General features: G+C 54.6%; 13 protein-coding genes. 5 read left to right on the top strand and 8 right to left on the bottom strand.

Annotated elements, in window-relative coordinates:
- Window positions 1–35 precede the first annotated feature (35 nt).
- Genes AC6I8L_RS10090 through AC6I8L_RS10080 form a run of 3 tightly spaced genes read left to right on the top strand, consistent with a single transcriptional unit; the run spans window position 36 to window position 3,171 of the window.
- A complete protein-coding gene (locus AC6I8L_RS10090) occupies window positions 36–2,654 on the top strand; it encodes a YdbH family protein (protein WP_058959775.1) in 2,619 nt (872 codons plus the stop codon).
- Window positions 2,651–2,839 (top strand): YnbE family lipoprotein, encoded by a 189-nt coding sequence (locus AC6I8L_RS10085; protein WP_013509194.1) that lies wholly within the window; start codon window positions 2,651–2,653, stop codon window positions 2,837–2,839. Before AC6I8L_RS10090 ends, AC6I8L_RS10085 begins: the two co-directional genes overlap by 4 nt.
- A gap of 11 nt (window positions 2,840–2,850) precedes the next feature.
- A complete protein-coding gene (locus tag AC6I8L_RS10080) occupies window positions 2,851–3,171 on the top strand; it encodes a YdbL family probable chaperone protein (RefSeq protein WP_034821318.1) in 321 nt (106 codons plus the stop codon).
- Window positions 3,172–3,275: 104 nt separating this feature from the next.
- Here the strand turns inward: AC6I8L_RS10080 and azoR are convergent, their stop codons facing one another.
- Window positions 3,276–3,875 (bottom strand): FMN-dependent NADH-azoreductase, encoded by a 600-nt coding sequence (gene azoR / locus AC6I8L_RS10075; protein ID WP_034821315.1) that lies wholly within the window; start codon window positions 3,873–3,875, stop codon window positions 3,276–3,278.
- A 255-nt stretch (window positions 3,876–4,130) separates the two neighbouring features.
- Here azoR and hrpA point away from each other — a divergent pair, with 255 nt between their 5' ends.
- On the top strand, window positions 4,131–8,027 hold the full coding sequence (hrpA, locus tag AC6I8L_RS10070; RefSeq protein WP_058959774.1) for an ATP-dependent RNA helicase HrpA: 3,897 nt from the start codon (window positions 4,131–4,133) through the stop codon (window positions 8,025–8,027).
- 110 nt (window positions 8,028–8,137) lie between these two features.
- Here hrpA and AC6I8L_RS10065 read toward each other — a convergent pair whose 3' ends face one another.
- The 6 genes from AC6I8L_RS10065 to rstA form a co-directional block, all read right to left on the bottom strand.
- Window positions 8,138–8,944 carry a trypsin-like serine peptidase gene (locus AC6I8L_RS10065; RefSeq protein WP_034821307.1) on the bottom strand — a complete coding sequence of 269 codons (807 nt, stop codon included), beginning with the start codon at window positions 8,942–8,944 and terminating at the stop codon, window positions 8,138–8,140.
- Between the two features lie 116 nt (window positions 8,945–9,060).
- Window positions 9,061–9,141: a small membrane protein YdgU gene (gene ydgU, locus AC6I8L_RS10060; protein WP_455843913.1), complete on the bottom strand. Its 81-nt coding sequence runs from the start codon at window positions 9,139–9,141 to the stop codon at window positions 9,061–9,063.
- Window positions 9,142–9,223: 82 nt separating this feature from the next.
- Window positions 9,224–9,703 carry an acid resistance repetitive basic protein Asr gene (asr, locus tag AC6I8L_RS10055; protein WP_479400860.1) on the bottom strand — a complete coding sequence of 160 codons (480 nt, stop codon included), beginning with the start codon at window positions 9,701–9,703 and terminating at the stop codon, window positions 9,224–9,226.
- 171 nt (window positions 9,704–9,874) lie between these two features.
- Window positions 9,875–11,362, bottom strand: a complete 1,488-nt coding sequence (locus AC6I8L_RS10050; RefSeq protein ID WP_058962095.1) for a carboxypeptidase M32 — start codon at window positions 11,360–11,362, stop codon at window positions 9,875–9,877.
- A 12-nt stretch (window positions 11,363–11,374) separates the two neighbouring features.
- Window positions 11,375–12,685, bottom strand: coding sequence for a two-component system sensor histidine kinase RstB (gene rstB / locus AC6I8L_RS10045; RefSeq protein WP_058962094.1), 1,311 nt, complete (start codon window positions 12,683–12,685; stop codon window positions 11,375–11,377).
- Complete coding sequence (gene rstA, locus AC6I8L_RS10040; protein WP_034830927.1) at window positions 12,682–13,407, bottom strand: two-component system response regulator RstA; 726 nt, start codon at window positions 13,405–13,407, stop codon at window positions 12,682–12,684. Before rstA ends, rstB begins: the two co-directional genes overlap by 4 nt.
- A 176-nt stretch (window positions 13,408–13,583) precedes the next feature.
- On the opposite strand from rstA, the gene AC6I8L_RS10035 reads away from it, so the two are divergent.
- Entirely contained in the window at window positions 13,584–13,997 is a 414-nt protein-coding gene (locus tag AC6I8L_RS10035; protein WP_058962093.1) for a hypothetical protein, read from the top strand.
- Here the strand turns inward: AC6I8L_RS10035 and AC6I8L_RS10030 are convergent, their stop codons facing one another.
- A complete protein-coding gene (locus AC6I8L_RS10030) occupies window positions 13,998–15,389 on the bottom strand; it encodes a basic amino acid/polyamine antiporter (RefSeq protein WP_058962092.1) in 1,392 nt (463 codons plus the stop codon).

Here is a 15,389-nt window from a genome sequence, read left to right as displayed (position 1 = left end):
TCAGGATTGCGTAAAGAACAGGATAGTTAACTGCCATGTCGCGGGGCCTCCGTCGAACACTTGCTGCGCTACTGGCGCTGATATTGCTGCTGTTGGGATTGCTGCTGACGCTGACGCAATGGTTGCCGCGTCTGGCGGGCATCTGGCTGCCGGAAAATACCCGCGTTGAGCTCAATGGTTCACCACGCTGGCATAACGGCGGCGTGCACTTTCCGGCGGTAAGCTATCTGGCTGGTGACTGCGAGTTGGCGAATGTCAAAGATGTCGCGCTGGGTTGGCAACATAAACGCTGGCAGCTCAGTGCACAGGCCGTACAGCTCAACAGTGAATGCCTGCAAGCCCTGCCACAGAGCGATTCCAGCGGTGCACCGCGCAGTCTGGCCGAATGGCAACAAATGTTACCGGGTGCCGATATCCATCTTGAGCAACTGAGTATTTTACCCTGGCAGCAATATGCCGGACGTTTTGATCTCAGCCTCGATAAAAGCGTCCAGCAGTTACATTATCAGGGCGATAACCTGCAACTGGATGCACGTTTGCAGGGGCAGCAACTGCAGATCGCACAACTTCAGCTCAGTCATCCTTTGCTGCCGAAACCGCTCGATTTGCACGGTGAGCTGACGCTGCCCACCTTTGCTAACGGTTTGCCGGTGGCGGGTGAACTCAGCGGTGATGTCAATCTGGCGCAGTGGCCGCAGCCGCTGGCGATGACGCTTAACTGGCAGCAGCAGCAAGGCACGCTGGTGATTAATCAGCAGGGTGACGATCAGCCGTTGTTGCAGTTACCGTGGCAGGTCGATGCGCAACAGATACGTATCACTCAGGGACATTGGCGCTGGCCGCAAGCTGGCCAACCGCTGTCGGGTGGTTTGGCGCTCACCCTCGACAACTGGCAGCAGGGTCTGGAAAACACCCAGGTCAGCGGGCGGTTCAATCTGCTTACCCAAGGCCGCGGCGGTAAGGGTAACCTGGTGCTGAGTGTCGGGCCGGGCACATTGAGCCTTACCGACAGCGCGTTACCGTTCCAGCTGACCGGCGAAAGTAAGTTTGCCGACCTGCAGTTGTTCGGCAGCATGCCGGGCATATTGCACGGCATGTTGACCGATCCGCAAATCACACTTAAGCAAGGTGCGCTGCTGCGCCTGCGTGGACGCTTGCTTTCGACGCTGGAAGTGGATGAAGCACGCTGGCCGTTAGCGGGCGTGACACTTGCCTCGCGCGGTATCAATGGCAGATTACAAGCAATTCTAAAAGCTCACGATCCCAACTTCGGTCGCTTCACGCTGCATCTTGATGGCCGCGCCAGCGATTTTTGGCCAGACAGCGGACGCTGGAACTGGCGATACTGGGGCGATGGAATGATGCAGCCGCTCAATGCCAAATGGGATGTGAAGGGCACGGGTAGCTGGCAGGATACGTTAATCAGTCTGGACACACTCAATACCGGCTTTGATCAATTAGCCTATGGCATGGTGCAAGTCGACAAACCGCGCCTGACCTTAACCGCACCGGTGCGCTGGCAGCGAGACGTCGCGCATCCGGCTTTCAACGGGGGTTTTACCCTGAAATCCGGTCAGACGCAGTTTAGCTATGGCGGGTGGTTGCCGCCTTCAGAACTGCGCTTTGAGGCCAAAGGCAGCGATCCGAGTCGCTTTATCTGGCGTGGGCAACTTACTGCTGAGGATATCGGCCCGGTGCGGGTTCATGGGCGCTGGGATGGTGAACGTCTGCGTGGTGAGGCCTGGTGGCCAGCACAATCATTGACGGTGTTCCAGCCGTTGCTCAGTAGCGATTTGAAGATGCGCATTCAGTCAGGTGAATTGCGGGCACAAATGGCGTTTTCTGCGGCCATCAAACAGGGCTTTGAAGCCGGTGGTTTCTGGGCAGTGAAAAAGGGCAGCGTGTGGATGCCGGATAGTGAAATCAATGGCATCGACTTCACGCTGCCGTTCCGTCTCAAGGATCACCAATGGCAGTTAGGGCGTCGCGGTCCGGTTTCACTGCGCATCGCTGAGGTCAAAAATCAGTTTGCGTTGCAGAACATCACTGCCGATCTGCAGGGCCACTACCCATGGCAGGAACGCCAGCCGTTGACGCTCAGTAACGTGAATCTCGATCTCTTAGGCGGCCATGTCAGCATGCCAGAGCTGAGGATGCCGCAGCATGAGCCCGCGCGCGTTACACTGCGCGAGATTGACCTTAGCAGGCTGATCACGGCAATCAAACCGAAGCAGTTTGCCATGTCGGGCAAAGTGAATGGTGAGCTACCGCTATGGGTGAATAATCCGCAATGGCTGATTGAAAAGGGCTGGATTGCCAACAGCGGCCCGCTGACCTTCCGCATGGATAAAGATATGGCGGATGCCATCGTCAGTAATAACTTTGCCGCGGGAGCCGCCATGGACTGGCTGCGTTACATGGAGATTTCCCGTTCATGGGCCACTTTGGACCTCGATAACTTCGGCAATCTCACGATGCAGTCCGAAGTGAAAGGCACCAGTCAGTTTAGTAATCGCCGACAGTCGATTAACCTCAACTATCGGCATCAGGAAAATCTGTTCCAGCTGTGGCGCAGCCTGCGCTTTGGCGATAATTTGCAATCCTGGGTGGAACAAAATGCCACCCTGCCATCGAAGAAGGATCCCCAACCATGAGCCTCAGGGCATTGCTGGTGTTGGCAGCTGGGCTGCCGCTGATCGGTTGCGTGCCGCGCATTGAAGTGGCGGCACCGAAAGAGCCGATCACCATCAATATGAACGTGAAGATCGAACATGAAATCCACATCAAGGTCGATAAAGATGTGGAAGCGTTGCTGAAAAACCAAAGCGGCCTGTTTTGAGGAGCGGCATGATGAAATCGAAAGCGATGGCATTGTTGCTGGCGCTGCTGCTGGTGCCTTCAGCGTGGGCGCTGACGCTGGACGAGGCGCGGCAGCAGGGACGCGTGGGGGAAACACTCAGTGGCTATGTGGCGGCGCGACAACAGGATGATGAAACCCTGGCGCTGGTGAAACGGATTAATGATGGCCGTATGCAACAATATCAGCGCGTCGCGCAGCAGAACAATCTGAGCACCAGTGAAGTGGCACGTATCGCGGGCGAAAAGCTGGTGAGTCGCGCGGGCAGCGGTGAGTATGTGCGCGGTATCAACGGGCAGTGGTTACGTAAGTAAAACCCATCATTATCTGAGTCACAGCCATAAAAAAGCCGGGCACTCAGGCCCGGCAAAGATGGCATCATACCCATTATTCTCGGGTATTCATCACGTTCTTAAGATTACGCAGCAACAATTTGCTTGATGGCGTCTTTCGCGTCGTTAGCCGCTTTGGTCGCCACTTCTGGACCATAAGCAATACCTTCAGCGAACACGAAGTTCACATCGGTGATGCCGATGAAGCCCAGGAACAATTTCACGTATGGGGTCAGCAGATCGGTTGGGGTATCTTTGTGAATACCGCCACGGCTTGACAGGATCACGGCACGTTTACCGGTGACCAGACCTTCCGGGCCTGCTTCGGTGTAACGGAAAGTCACGCCAGCACGCGCAATCAGGTCGAAGTAGTTTTTCAGCTGAGTAGGGATGTTGAAGTTGTACATTGGCGCAGCGATAACCACAGTGTCATGCGCTTGCAGTTCTGCAATCAGCTCATCAGACAGCGCCAGGGCTTCCTGCTGACGTGGAGACAGCGGAGCATCAGAAGGACGCAGTGCGCCAACCAACTCGCCATCCAGAACGGGAATTGGCTGAGCAGCCAGATCGCGAACAGTCACTTCATTACCTTTGGCGCGCGCTTCTTCAGCGTAGAAGTCAGCCAGTTGGTTTGACTGAGAGTAACCGGCCAGAATGCTTGATTTCAGAACTAAAACTTTGCTCATGGTATTTTCCTGTGCGTTACGCGGTTGGCTTACCGCTCAATGCGTTACACTCTACGGAGATCCTCCGCGAGGTAAAAGCGCAATATTTCGAGACCTATGTTCGAAATTATTGAATAAGGTCGCACGTCCGGTCAGGTGAGGTTGTCCAGAGTGTGCTATTATGCCGGGCAATAATTGATTGAATCCGCCGGGAAATTTCAGCCGGCATCGAGCGCACTTTGCCAGGCTCGCCGCGACCACAGGTAACACACCACTATGTCATCATCCGTCACTTCCCCTTTGGCCCCACTCTGGACGCGGCTCGATAACCTGATGCTGCGCGACCGCCAGCGCTTGCAGCGCCGTTTGCATGGCGCAGCGAAGGTGAAAAATCCAGCCGCGCAGCAGGGCATTGCAACAGAACTAGAAGCCGAATTTGCTGCCGCTGAACTGCGCATTGCCCAGCGCACGGCGGCCACGCCACGCATCACCTTCCCGGAAAATCTGCCGGTCAGTCAAAAGCAGCAAGAAATAGCCGAGGCGATTCGCGATCATCAGGTGGTGATTGTGGCCGGGGAAACCGGTTCAGGGAAAACTACCCAGCTACCGAAGATTTGTCTGGCGCTCGGGCGTGGTGTCAAAGGGTTGATTGGTCATACGCAGCCGCGACGTCTGGCGGCACGTACCGTCGCCAACCGTATTGCCGATGAGCTGGAAACCTCGCTCGGCGGCACTATCGGTTATAAGGTGCGCTTTAACGACCAGGTCAGCGACACGACGCAAGTGAAGCTGATGACCGACGGTATTCTGCTGGCGGAAATCCAGCAGGATCGTCAGTTGTTGCAATATGACACCATCATCATCGATGAAGCGCACGAACGCAGTCTGAACATCGATTTTCTGCTGGGATATCTGCGTGAGCTGCTGCCGCGCCGTCCCGATTTGAAAGTGATCATCACCTCGGCGACCATCGATCCGCAGCGTTTCTCTCGCCACTTCCATAATGCGCCGGTGATTGAAGTCTCAGGACGCACCTATCCGGTCGAAGTGCGCTACCGCCCAATGGTGGAAGACGCTGACGATACCGACCGCGATCAGCTGCAGGCGATTTTTGACGCGGTTGATGAGTTAGGTCACGAGAGCCGTGGCGATATCCTGATCTTTATGAGTGGTGAACGCGAAATTCGCGATACCGCCGATGCGCTGATGAAGCGCGATATCCCGCACACCGAAATCTTACCGCTGTATGCGCGGCTGTCGAATGCCGAACAGAACCGGGTGTTCCAGTCACACAGTGGACGCCGCATCGTGCTGGCCACCAACGTGGCCGAGACTTCACTCACCGTACCGGGCATTAAATACGTTATCGATCCCGGTACGGCGCGCATTAGCCGCTACAGCTATCGTACTAAGGTGCAGCGCCTGCCGATCGAGCCGATTTCTCAGGCATCCGCCAATCAACGTAAAGGGCGTTGCGGACGTGTGTCGGAAGGGATCTGTATCCGTCTCTACTCTGAAGACGACTTCCTCAGTCGTCCGGCGTTTACCGATCCGGAAATTCTGCGTACCAACCTGGCGTCGGTTATCTTGCAAATGACGGCGCTCGGCCTGGGCGATATCGGCGCATTTCCGTTTGTCGAAGCACCCGATAAGCGCAATATTCAGGATGGCGTGCGCTTGCTGGAAGAGTTGGGCGCTATCACGCTAAGTGAGGATGAAACCTACAAGCTGACGACGTCTGGCCGCCAGCTGGCGCAATTGCCAGTCGATCCGCGTCTGGCACGCATGGTACTGGAAGCGCAAAAATTTGGCTGTGTGCGTGAAGCGATGATCATCACTGCGGCCTTATCGATTCAGGATCCGCGCGAGCGCCCAAGTGATAAACAGCAGGCATCCGATGAAAAACATCGGCGTTTTGCTGACAAAGAGTCGGATTTCCTCTCATTTGTGAATCTGTGGAATTATCTGCAGGAGCAGCAAAAAGCGCTGTCGGGCAATCACTTCCGTCGTCAGTGTAAAACCGACTTTCTCAACTATTTGCGCGTGCGTGAATGGCAGGATATTTACACGCAGTTGCGTCAGGTGGTACGCGAACAGGGTATGCCGGTTAACAGCGAACCCGCGCCCTATCGTGAAGTGCACTGCGCTTTACTGACCGGATTACTGTCGCATATTGGTCAGAAAGACAATGAGAAGCAGGAATTCACCGGCGCGCGTAATGCCCGCTTCTCCATTTTCCCTGGCTCCGGCCTGTTTAAGAAGCCGCCGAAGTGGACCATGGTCGCGGAACTGGTGGAGACCAGCCGGTTGTGGGGCCGCGTGGCCGCACGTATCGATCCCGAATGGATCGAACCGCTGGCCCAGCATCTGATTAAACGCAGCTACAGCGAACCGCATTGGGAGAAAGCCCAGGGCGCGGTAATGGCGACAGAAAAAGTCACGCTGTATGGCCTGGCAATTGTGCAGGCGCGTAAGGTCAACTACAGCCGCATTGATGCGCCACTCAGTCGTGAGCTGTTTATCCGCCACGCGCTGGTGGAAGGCGACTGGCAGACGCGTCATGCGTTTCTGCGCAACAACCTCAAATTGCGCAGTGAAGTGGAAGATCTGGAACACAAATCACGTCGTCGTGACATTCTGGTCGATGATGAAACGCTGTTTGCTTTCTACGACCGCCGCATTGGCGCTGATGTGGTCTCTGCTCGCCACTTTGATAGCTGGTGGAAACAGGCGAGCAAGGACAATCCTGACCTGCTGAGTTTTGATAAGCAGATGCTGATCAAAGATGGCGCGGATAAAGTCAGCCAGCTCGATTACCCGAATTTCTGGCATCAGGGCAATCTGAAGCTGAAACTGAGCTATCAGTTTGAGCCCGGCGCGGATGCCGATGGTGTTACCGTTCACATTCCGTTGCCGTTGCTGAATCAGGTTGAAGAGGGTGGTTTTGAGTGGCAGATCCCCGGTGTCCGCCGTGAGTTGGTGATTGCACTGATTAAATCGTTACCAAAACCGACGCGCCGTAATCTGGTGCCTGCACCGAACTACGCAGAAGCTTTCCTTGGTCGTGTAAAAGCGATGGAGTTACCGCTGCTGGATGCGCTGGAGCGCGAGTTCCGCCGCATGACCGGGGTGACCATTGATCGTGAAGCCTGGCAGTGGGATCAGGTGCCCGATCACCTGAAAATGACCTTCCGCATTGTGGATGAACACAATCGCAAGCTGCAGGAAGGCAAAGATCTGCATCAATTAAAGCAGGTATTGAAAGGTAAAGTGCAGGAAACGCTGTCGAAAGTCGCAGACGATGGGCTGGAGCAGAGCGGACTGCACATCTGGAGCTTTGGTGATTTGCCGCAAAGTTACGAGCAGAAACGCGGCAGCTATCAGGTTAAAGCCTGGCCCGCACTGGTCGACGAGAAAGACAGTGTCGCCATTCGCCTGTTCGACAACGAGCTTGAGCAGCAAAAGATGATGTGGCGAGGCCAGCGTCGCCTGCTGCTGCTGAATATCCCGTCGCCAATCAAGTATCTGCACGAGAAACTGCCCAACAAAGCTAAACTCGGCTTGTACTTCAATCCTTACGGCAAAGTGCTGGATTTGATTGATGACTGCATCGCTTGTGGTGTCGACAAACTGATGGCGGAAGCGGGCGGTCCGGCATGGCAACAGGAAAATTTCGAGCAACTGCGCGACAAAGTGCGTGCTGAATTGAACGAAACTGTGGTGACTATCGCCAAACAGGTCGAGCAGATTCTGACCAGCGTGTTCAATATTAACAAGTTCCTGAAGGGGCGTGTCGACATGACGCTGGCGCTGGCACTGTCTGATATTAAAGCGCAAATGAGTGGCCTGGTATACCGCGGCTTTGTCACCGGTAATGGCTATCAGCATCTGGGCGATACGTTGCGCTATTTACAGGGCATCGAGCGCCGCCTTGAAAAACTGCCGACTGACCCTTACAGCGATCGTGCGCGCATGCTGAAAGTGCAGGCCACAGAGCAGGCGTGGCAAGCATGGCGCAATAAACTGCCCCCGCAGCGTCAGGATGATGCTGAAGTTCAGGCGATCCGCTGGATGCTTGAGGAGTTACGGATTAGCTATTTTGCTCAGCAGCTGGGCACACCTTATCCTATCTCTGATAAGCGTATTCTGCAGGCGATGGAACAAATTAGCTGAGTCACCCAAAGCACAGAGGCGCTCTTTCTGCGCCTCTGTGAGTGAAATATCGCTGACTGCGCATGAAACACCCTGGCGCGAAGAAGGTGCGCGATTCTGTGGCGAAAATCTTATTTCGCCAGCTCTTCCAGACTGTCTTTAAACGACGTCACCGCGATGGCACGGTTATCAGCGCGATAACGGTCCGCTGGCGCGGGTGCAGAGCTTTGCACGGCAATCAGTTTCCAGCCATCACCACTTTTCAGTAGCAGCGGCGATCCGCTGTCGCCTGGCAACGTATCACATTGATGCGACAACACCGCGCGTTGCGCCCAGCCGGTAATCAGGCAGTCGCTGTGAGAATAGAGCGTGTCGAGGTGATCAGCAGGGTAACCGGCTTGTGTCACTTTGCGTTCGGTGGTTTTCAACGCATCGGTTAAATCGCTACGTGAGCCGTCAAATAAGGGGATGGGTACGATACCCGACGGCGGATTATGCAAAATGACCAGCCCGTAATCGTAAGGTGCCGCGCCTGGTGGCACGATCCAGCCTTCACCATCGGCCTGTAGCCTGCGCGCCAGTGAAGGTTCTACACGCGCATCAATATCATGTATTTCGTAACGCCAGCCTTTAGCACCTGACATAAAACGCAGCGCCACCGGTTTATCAAATTTACCCGGAGGGGCGAGCAGGCAGTGTCCAGCGGTTAATGCCAGATGGGCGGATATCAGGGTGGCCGTGCAGAGGTTGCCACTTTCGGTCTCCAGTTGGCCAATGGCATCCCAGGGAGCGGCACTCACATCCGTAATGGCTTTGCGGTGGTCTTTGCCAAAAAATAGCGTCTTGATGTCTTCCGGGCTTGGCCCATCTTCATCATCGGCATGTGCTGCGAGGTTAAAACTGAAAATTCCAACAAGTAACAGGATAGCCAGGCGCATAGTTCTCTCAATGGCGAGAATAAGAAGAGGTTATTGTCATCACGCTTGAGCGATAACTATAGTCGGAGAGCGGGAAAAAAGGGAGAAATATTGGAGTAATCAGCACGCTACAACGACTAGATAAAAAAGCTGGCTGCAACAATGCCGCACAGGATCATCACAATCAGGATAATTTCGAAGCGATAGCGACGCACCATTTTTCGCTACTCCAGTAAATAAACACCCGGCATAACCGGGTGTTTTCAATCGTTAATGCGGTGTTGGCGCTAAGAGGCCGACTTATTTAGCCGCTTTTTTCACTTTGTGGTGCTTTTTAGCAGCCTGAGCTTTCTGAGCAGCTGGTTTGGTTACTTTTTTGTGGTGCTTTTTAGCAGCCTGAGCTTTCTGTGCAGCTGGCTTGGTTGCTTTTTTGTGGTGCTTTTTAGCAGCCTGGGCTTTCTGTGCAGCTGGCTTGGTTGCTTTTTTGTGGTGCTTTTTAGCAGCCTGGGCTTTCTGTGCAGCTGGCTTGGTTACTTTTTTGTGGTGCTTTTTAGCAGCCTGAGCTTTCTGAGCAGCTGGCGCTTTCTTCGCTACTTTTTTGTGTTTCTTAGCTGCCTGAGCTTTCTGGGCAACTTTCTTATGATGAACTGCTTTGTGCTTAACAGGTGCTGCGGTAGTGGTAGCGGCAGCAGCCGGAGCAGCTGTAGTGGTCTCAGCAGCGAAAGCAACAGAAGACATACCCATAGCAGCGGCGATCACCAGTGCAACTAATTTTTTCATCGCAAAATCCTCGAACTATTTTTTCATGTGTAGCCCACTGCGGGGCCGGTGAAAGAACTATATGAAAAACAATTCGGTCTTTCCGTGAGGCATTGGTATCGGCGTGTAACGGAATGTACAAAGGCGGGTTAAGGAAGCGAAAAGGGGCGGCCGATCGGGCCGCCGCGCAGTTTACTCAGAGAGATAGCGTTGTTCAAGGTGCTGGCGGAAATAGTGCGGATTCAGTGTTTCACCCGTGGCATTCACCAACAGTTGCTGCGTCGGGAAGCGGCTGCCGTGCTGCCAGATGTTCTGCTGTAACCAATCAAACACCGGCTGCAACTCCCCGTTACGGATCAGCTCATCCACTTGCGGGATAGCGCGCTTTACCGCCTGGAACAGCTGGGCGGCGTACATGGCACCCAGCGTGTATGTTGGGAAGTAACCAAAGGCGCCATCGGTCCAGTGAATGTCTTGCATGCAGCCATCACGGTAGTTGCCACGCGTATCCATCCCCAGAGACTGCTGCATTTTCTCATCCCACAGCGCAGGGATGTCATCAACTTCAATCTCGCCTTCAATCAACGCACGTTCGATTTCGTAACGCAGAATCACATGAGCTGGATAGCTCAGTTCATCGGCATCCACGCGGATAAAGCCCGGCTTCACGCGTTGTGTCTGGCGAACAAAGTTATCCAGCGCTAATGCGGGCTGGTGACCCATCAGGGCGACGACCTGCGGATGAATATGCTGCAGGAACGCCTTGCTGCGGCCCAACTGCATCTCCATAAACAGGCTTTGTGATTCATGCATGGCAGTCGAGCGAGCGTGGGCCACCGGTTGTCCACGCCATTGCTTTGGTAGGTTCTGCTCGTAACGTGCATGACCGGTTTCGTGGATCACGCCCATCATGGCACTGAGGAAGTCGCTCTCATTGTAACGCGTGGTAATGCGCACATCTTCCGGCACGCCGCCACAGAAGGGGTGGGCACTGACATCCAGGCGACCATGATTGAAATCAAAGCCCAGCGTTTTCATCACACTTAAGCCGAGCTGTTTCTGCGCTTCAACAGCAAAGGGACCCACCGGCGCCGCGATGGCGGTTTTCTGCTGCTTCTCGACGGCTTTCTGTAGCAGCGAGGGTAGCCAGCTTTTTAATTCGCCAAAGGTATTGTCGAGTTGTGCACTGGTCATACCCGGTTCGAACACATCCAGTAACGCGTCATAACGAGAGACACCCAGCGCTTCGGCGCGTAACTGGGCTTCCTCACGGCTGAGTTTCACCACTTCTTTCAGGTTAGCCGAGAAGCCTTGCCAGTCGTTGGCGGGGCGCTGTTGGCGCCAGGCATGCTCACAACGCGAACCGGCCAGCGATTTGGCTTCAACCAACGAAGCGGGCAGAATCGTTGCCTGCTGCCACGCACGCTGCATCTCGCCCAGGTTAGCTTGCTCTACATCGTTCAACGATTCCTGCTGGGCGGCATCGAATAAGCCGCCAAGGCGTTTATCGGTCAACAGTTCATGCATAAACACACTGAGTTCCGCCATGGCTTCACCGCGCGCCTGGCTGCCGCCGGGTGGCATAGTGGTTTGCATATCGACACCGGCAATAGCCCCAAGATGGCCAAAGCGTGCCAGGCGCTGGAAAGTTTTGCTAAGTTCCTGATAAGCAGAAGTCACAATTAAAGCTCCTTATGACGGTAAACGGGGCGAAATATCTCGCAAGGGTAGATCAACCGGCCAGCAGAAGCGAACGCTGGCACCACCGAGCGGACTGCTCTCAATAGTGACCTGTCCCTGCAGTGCCTGCGCAATAGAGTGGACAATCGCCAGCCCGAGCCCACAGCCGCCGGTCGCGCGATCGCGACTAGGGTCGAGACGCACAAAAGGTTCAAAAACGCGTGCGCGCTCTTCAGGTGGAATACCTGGACCATCATCTTCAACCTGTAAATTACCGATGGCGCCGTCAAACCACAGACTGACGCGCAAACGCTGTTGGGCATAACGCAGCGCATTGTTCACCAGATTATCCAGTACGCGTTCCATCAAACGGGTATCGGCGGAACCCACATTCTCAAGTTGCGGAATATCCAGCGCGATATGCGCTTGAGGATTCATGGTTTGCACATCTTCGATATGCACACGCAACCACTGCGCCAAATCAAACGACTGAAGGTTGAGATCGACGCGTGGGCGGTCGAGGCGCGCATAGGTTAACAGCTCTTCAATCAGGCTCTCCAACTGGCCGACATCGCGGTTCAACGCAGCCGACTCGGCGTCACTGAGGTTATCGCTCATTTCCAGGCGATAGCGCAGTCGAACCAGCGGTGTCCTTAACTCATGGGCGATGCCATCAATCAGCTGCTTTTTGCTGGCAACCAGCGTATTGATATTGTCCGCCATCTGGTTAAACGCCACGCCGAGGCTGTGCAGACTCGATGTACTTTCAAAATGGGTACGCACATCCAACTCACCGCGACCAAAACGTTGCGCGGCTTTTTCCAGCCGCTGCATCTCCTGCCAGTGCGGACGTAGCCAGATAAACACCGGCAGCGCCAACGACATGCCGATAAACGCCAGCAGCGCGATATCCAGAATGCGCATCTGATGCAGATAAAACAGATAAGGGATCGGGCCGACCGACAGCACATAATGGCTGCGCGGTATGTGCTGCAGGAAAGTGTATTGATCGTCGAGTGCGACGATCTCACCGGCGCGCAGGCGGCGCATATCAGGCTCATCCAGCTGATATTTACTCATCGGTTCGATATGCAACTCAAAAGACAAATCGAGATCGAGATTGCGGATGGTTTTATTCCAGTCACGCGGGGGGATCTCACGCAATTCACTGCGCATTAAAAACAGCGAACTCGCCATCAAATCATTCATTGACTGGCGGCCCGCACGTTCAGCGGTGAACTTGTACACCAAGCCCACCAGCAAAGTCATCACCAGAAAGCAGACGAACAGCAGCAGATAGAACTGGATAAAGAGCTTTCTCATGCGGAGCGGGTATCCCAGGCCTGAGGCGCGAACAGGTAACCTTTATTGCGGATGGTTTTGATACGAAACGGCTCGGTGGCACTGTCATACAGTTTTTTGCGCAGGCGGGATATCGCCACATCAATACTGCGATCCATGCCGTCATAGCTTACCCCTCGCAAGGTTTTCAGCAATGCATCACGATTCAGGATCTGGCCTGCATGCGTGGCCAACTCCCACAGCAGATCAAAATCGGCGGTGGAGAGGGTGATGTTCTCGTCAAACAGCGTGACCTGGCGATTGAGGGAGTCGATGGTCAGCGAACCAAAACGCAAAACCCGCTGTGAACTTTGTATAGCGGGCGCCACTTCAGGCTGAGAACCCTGCGCCTGGCGCAGATGCAGACGCAAGCGTGCCAGCAACACAGCGGGCGGCGTGGTTTTCAGAATGTAGTCGTTGGCGCCCATCTCCAGCGCCAGAATGTGGTTCATGTCACTGTCGAGCGAGGTCAGCAGCACAATCGGCCCTGACCAGTGCGCGCGCAAGTCGCGGCAAACGGTCATGCCATCTTTGCCCGGCAACATAATATCCAGTAGCACCAGATCGGGATCGGCTTCTAAAATAGTCGCTTCAGCACGGTCACCGCGCGTTTCAACAGTCACTTCAATATCGTGGCGGCCAAGATAAGCGGCGATCAATTCACCGACTTCTGGCTCATCTTCCACATAGACAATTTTGTTCATATTTCACGGCAAGTGATGAGAATGACAGCAGCATAACTTTTCCTGGTCCTGAGCTCTACGCTATCGCACGAAATATCCCTGCCTGACTGGTATAATTACGGTGAAATGTGCCATTATTAGCGGCGCGTTGTAGCGCAAGGTTCGGAACCGTAACGAAAACCAGGAGGAGTGCGAGGGTGTCTGATAAAGAGCTGGCTTCAGCCGGATACAGTGACCGCATCTGCTTCAATTACAGCGATTTTCTCTCCGCTTCCTGCAAAAAACGCTGGAGTTTCGTTGACGCCATTTACGGTGTCATGCCGATTTTTGGCATGGTGACGCGTAAATCTGCACACGGCTTAGCGGCAAGCGACGATCATCTGAAAGAATTAGCATTACAAATCATTTCAACGCAGGTCAGCGACGAGATCAATATCGCGCGACTGATTACTCTCGCGGAACAACAGCACATCAGCCGTTTTGACATTCAACTGCCTTATCCGTTGTCAGAAAATCAGCTGGACGCGATTCATGAGGAATACCGTAAAGCGCTCAATCTGACACAGCAGGATGACCTGCTGTGCGTCTCAATCCCGGTTCAACCTCACTAATTACTGCGTAAGCTGCCACATTGCTGGCAGTGCTGCCGCAATCAGTAATCCAATCGCGATGCGCTCAAGTTGTGACAACACTCTGTTACCACGGCCGCCGCGTCGCGCGTAAAGGAACAGCAGTAATCCCGGCGCATAAAGCACCACAGACAACAGCAGGTGCAGCGGGCCAGAAGCATAAAGCAGCCAGAATCCGTAGGCACTGGCACCCAATCCTACCGCCAATGCCAGCGGATTTTTTTGTCCGCCAACCACTTTAATTAAATACAGACCCACCAGCAGATACGGCACCAGAATCATCTCTGACGCGATGGTCAGCAGCGTATTGTAATCCGCGCCAGTGACCGCAATCAGGATCAGACAAACCTGCACGCTGCCGTTTGTGAGCCACAACGAAGCGGCTGGCGAATCGTGACGATTCTGCCGCGCAATGCTGCGGGGAAAAGCCCCTTGCTGTGCCGCCAGAAAAGGGACTTCTGCCGCCATAATTGTCCAGCTTAAATACGCGCCGCACACGGAAATAATCAGACCCACCGCAATCACCGTATTGCCCCAATGCCCTAACAGATGCTGCATCAAGCCGGCCATGGAGGGATTTCGCATTTGCGCCAACTCTGCACGCGGCACCACGCCCAGTGCAAGCAGGGTCACCAGTAAGTAAACCAGCAGTGCCGCGATAACCGCCAGCATGGTGGCGCGTCCCACATCTTTCTTATGACGTGCCCGCGCGGAGACTACCACGGCGCCTTCCACACCAATAAAGACCCACAAAGTAATCAACATGGTCTGCTTGACTTGCTGCCAGAGTGGCTGGCCCAGCGCGGCGCCGCTGAAGTCAAAGTGGAAGCGATCGTAGTTGAATGCGAGTAAAGCCAACACCACAAACAGCAGCAGCGGTACCAGTTTCCCCAGGGTAGCGAGCAGGTTGATGCTGGCAGCCGTTTGCACACCTCGTAACACCAGCCAGTGCACCAGCCATAACAGGACTGACGCACCAAGCATCGCTTGCCAGGTATTGCCATCGCCAAAGACCACGTGGTCAGGCGAATCGGTGAAGAAACTCAGCGCCGAAAAGACAATCACCAGATACGACACGTTGGCGATGACCGCACAGAGCCAGTAGCCCCAGGCAGAACAAAATCCTACCAACTCACCAAATCCGGCGCGCGCATAGGTAAAAATCCCGCCATCCAGTTCGGGTTTTAAGCGTGTCAGCAGCAGCATGGCCAGCGCAAGAAACAGGATGCCCACACCAGTGATCAGCCAGCCAATCAGCAGTGCAGCGGGGCCGGCGACGGCAGCCATATTTTGCGGCAGGCTGAACACGCCCGCGCCGAGCATCGAGCTGAGTACCAGCGCAGTGAGCGCGCTCAAACCTAATTTTTTATCCAA

It is taken from the genome of Type-E symbiont of Plautia stali (genome assembly GCF_059731115.1).
Note: the sequence above shows the minus strand (reverse complement) of the source record. Positions and strands in the feature narration are given on the sequence as shown.

What these genes read in the sequence shown, in the direction of transcription:
- AC6I8L_RS10090 (WP_058959775.1), top strand. Translation starts at nt 36, where the DNA reads ATGTCGCGGGGCCTCCGTCGAACACTTGCTGCGCTACTGGCGCTGATA.
- AC6I8L_RS10085 (WP_013509194.1), top strand. Translation starts at nt 2,651, where the DNA reads ATGAGCCTCAGGGCATTGCTGGTGTTGGCAGCTGGGCTGCCGCTGATC.
- AC6I8L_RS10080 (WP_034821318.1), top strand. Translation starts at nt 2,851, where the DNA reads ATGAAATCGAAAGCGATGGCATTGTTGCTGGCGCTGCTGCTGGTGCCT.
- azoR (WP_034821315.1), bottom strand. Translation starts at nt 3,875, where the DNA reads ATGAGCAAAGTTTTAGTTCTGAAATCAAGCATTCTGGCCGGTTACTCT.
- hrpA (WP_058959774.1), top strand. Translation starts at nt 4,131, where the DNA reads ATGTCATCATCCGTCACTTCCCCTTTGGCCCCACTCTGGACGCGGCTC.
- AC6I8L_RS10065 (WP_034821307.1), bottom strand. Translation starts at nt 8,944, where the DNA reads ATGCGCCTGGCTATCCTGTTACTTGTTGGAATTTTCAGTTTTAACCTC.
- ydgU (WP_455843913.1), bottom strand. Translation starts at nt 9,141, where the DNA reads ATGGTGCGTCGCTATCGCTTCGAAATTATCCTGATTGTGATGATCCTG.
- asr (WP_479400860.1), bottom strand. Translation starts at nt 9,703, where the DNA reads ATGAAAAAATTAGTTGCACTGGTGATCGCCGCTGCTATGGGTATGTCT.
- rstB (WP_058962094.1), bottom strand. Translation starts at nt 12,685, where the DNA reads ATGAGAAAGCTCTTTATCCAGTTCTATCTGCTGCTGTTCGTCTGCTTT.
- rstA (WP_034830927.1), bottom strand. Translation starts at nt 13,407, where the DNA reads ATGAACAAAATTGTCTATGTGGAAGATGAGCCAGAAGTCGGTGAATTG.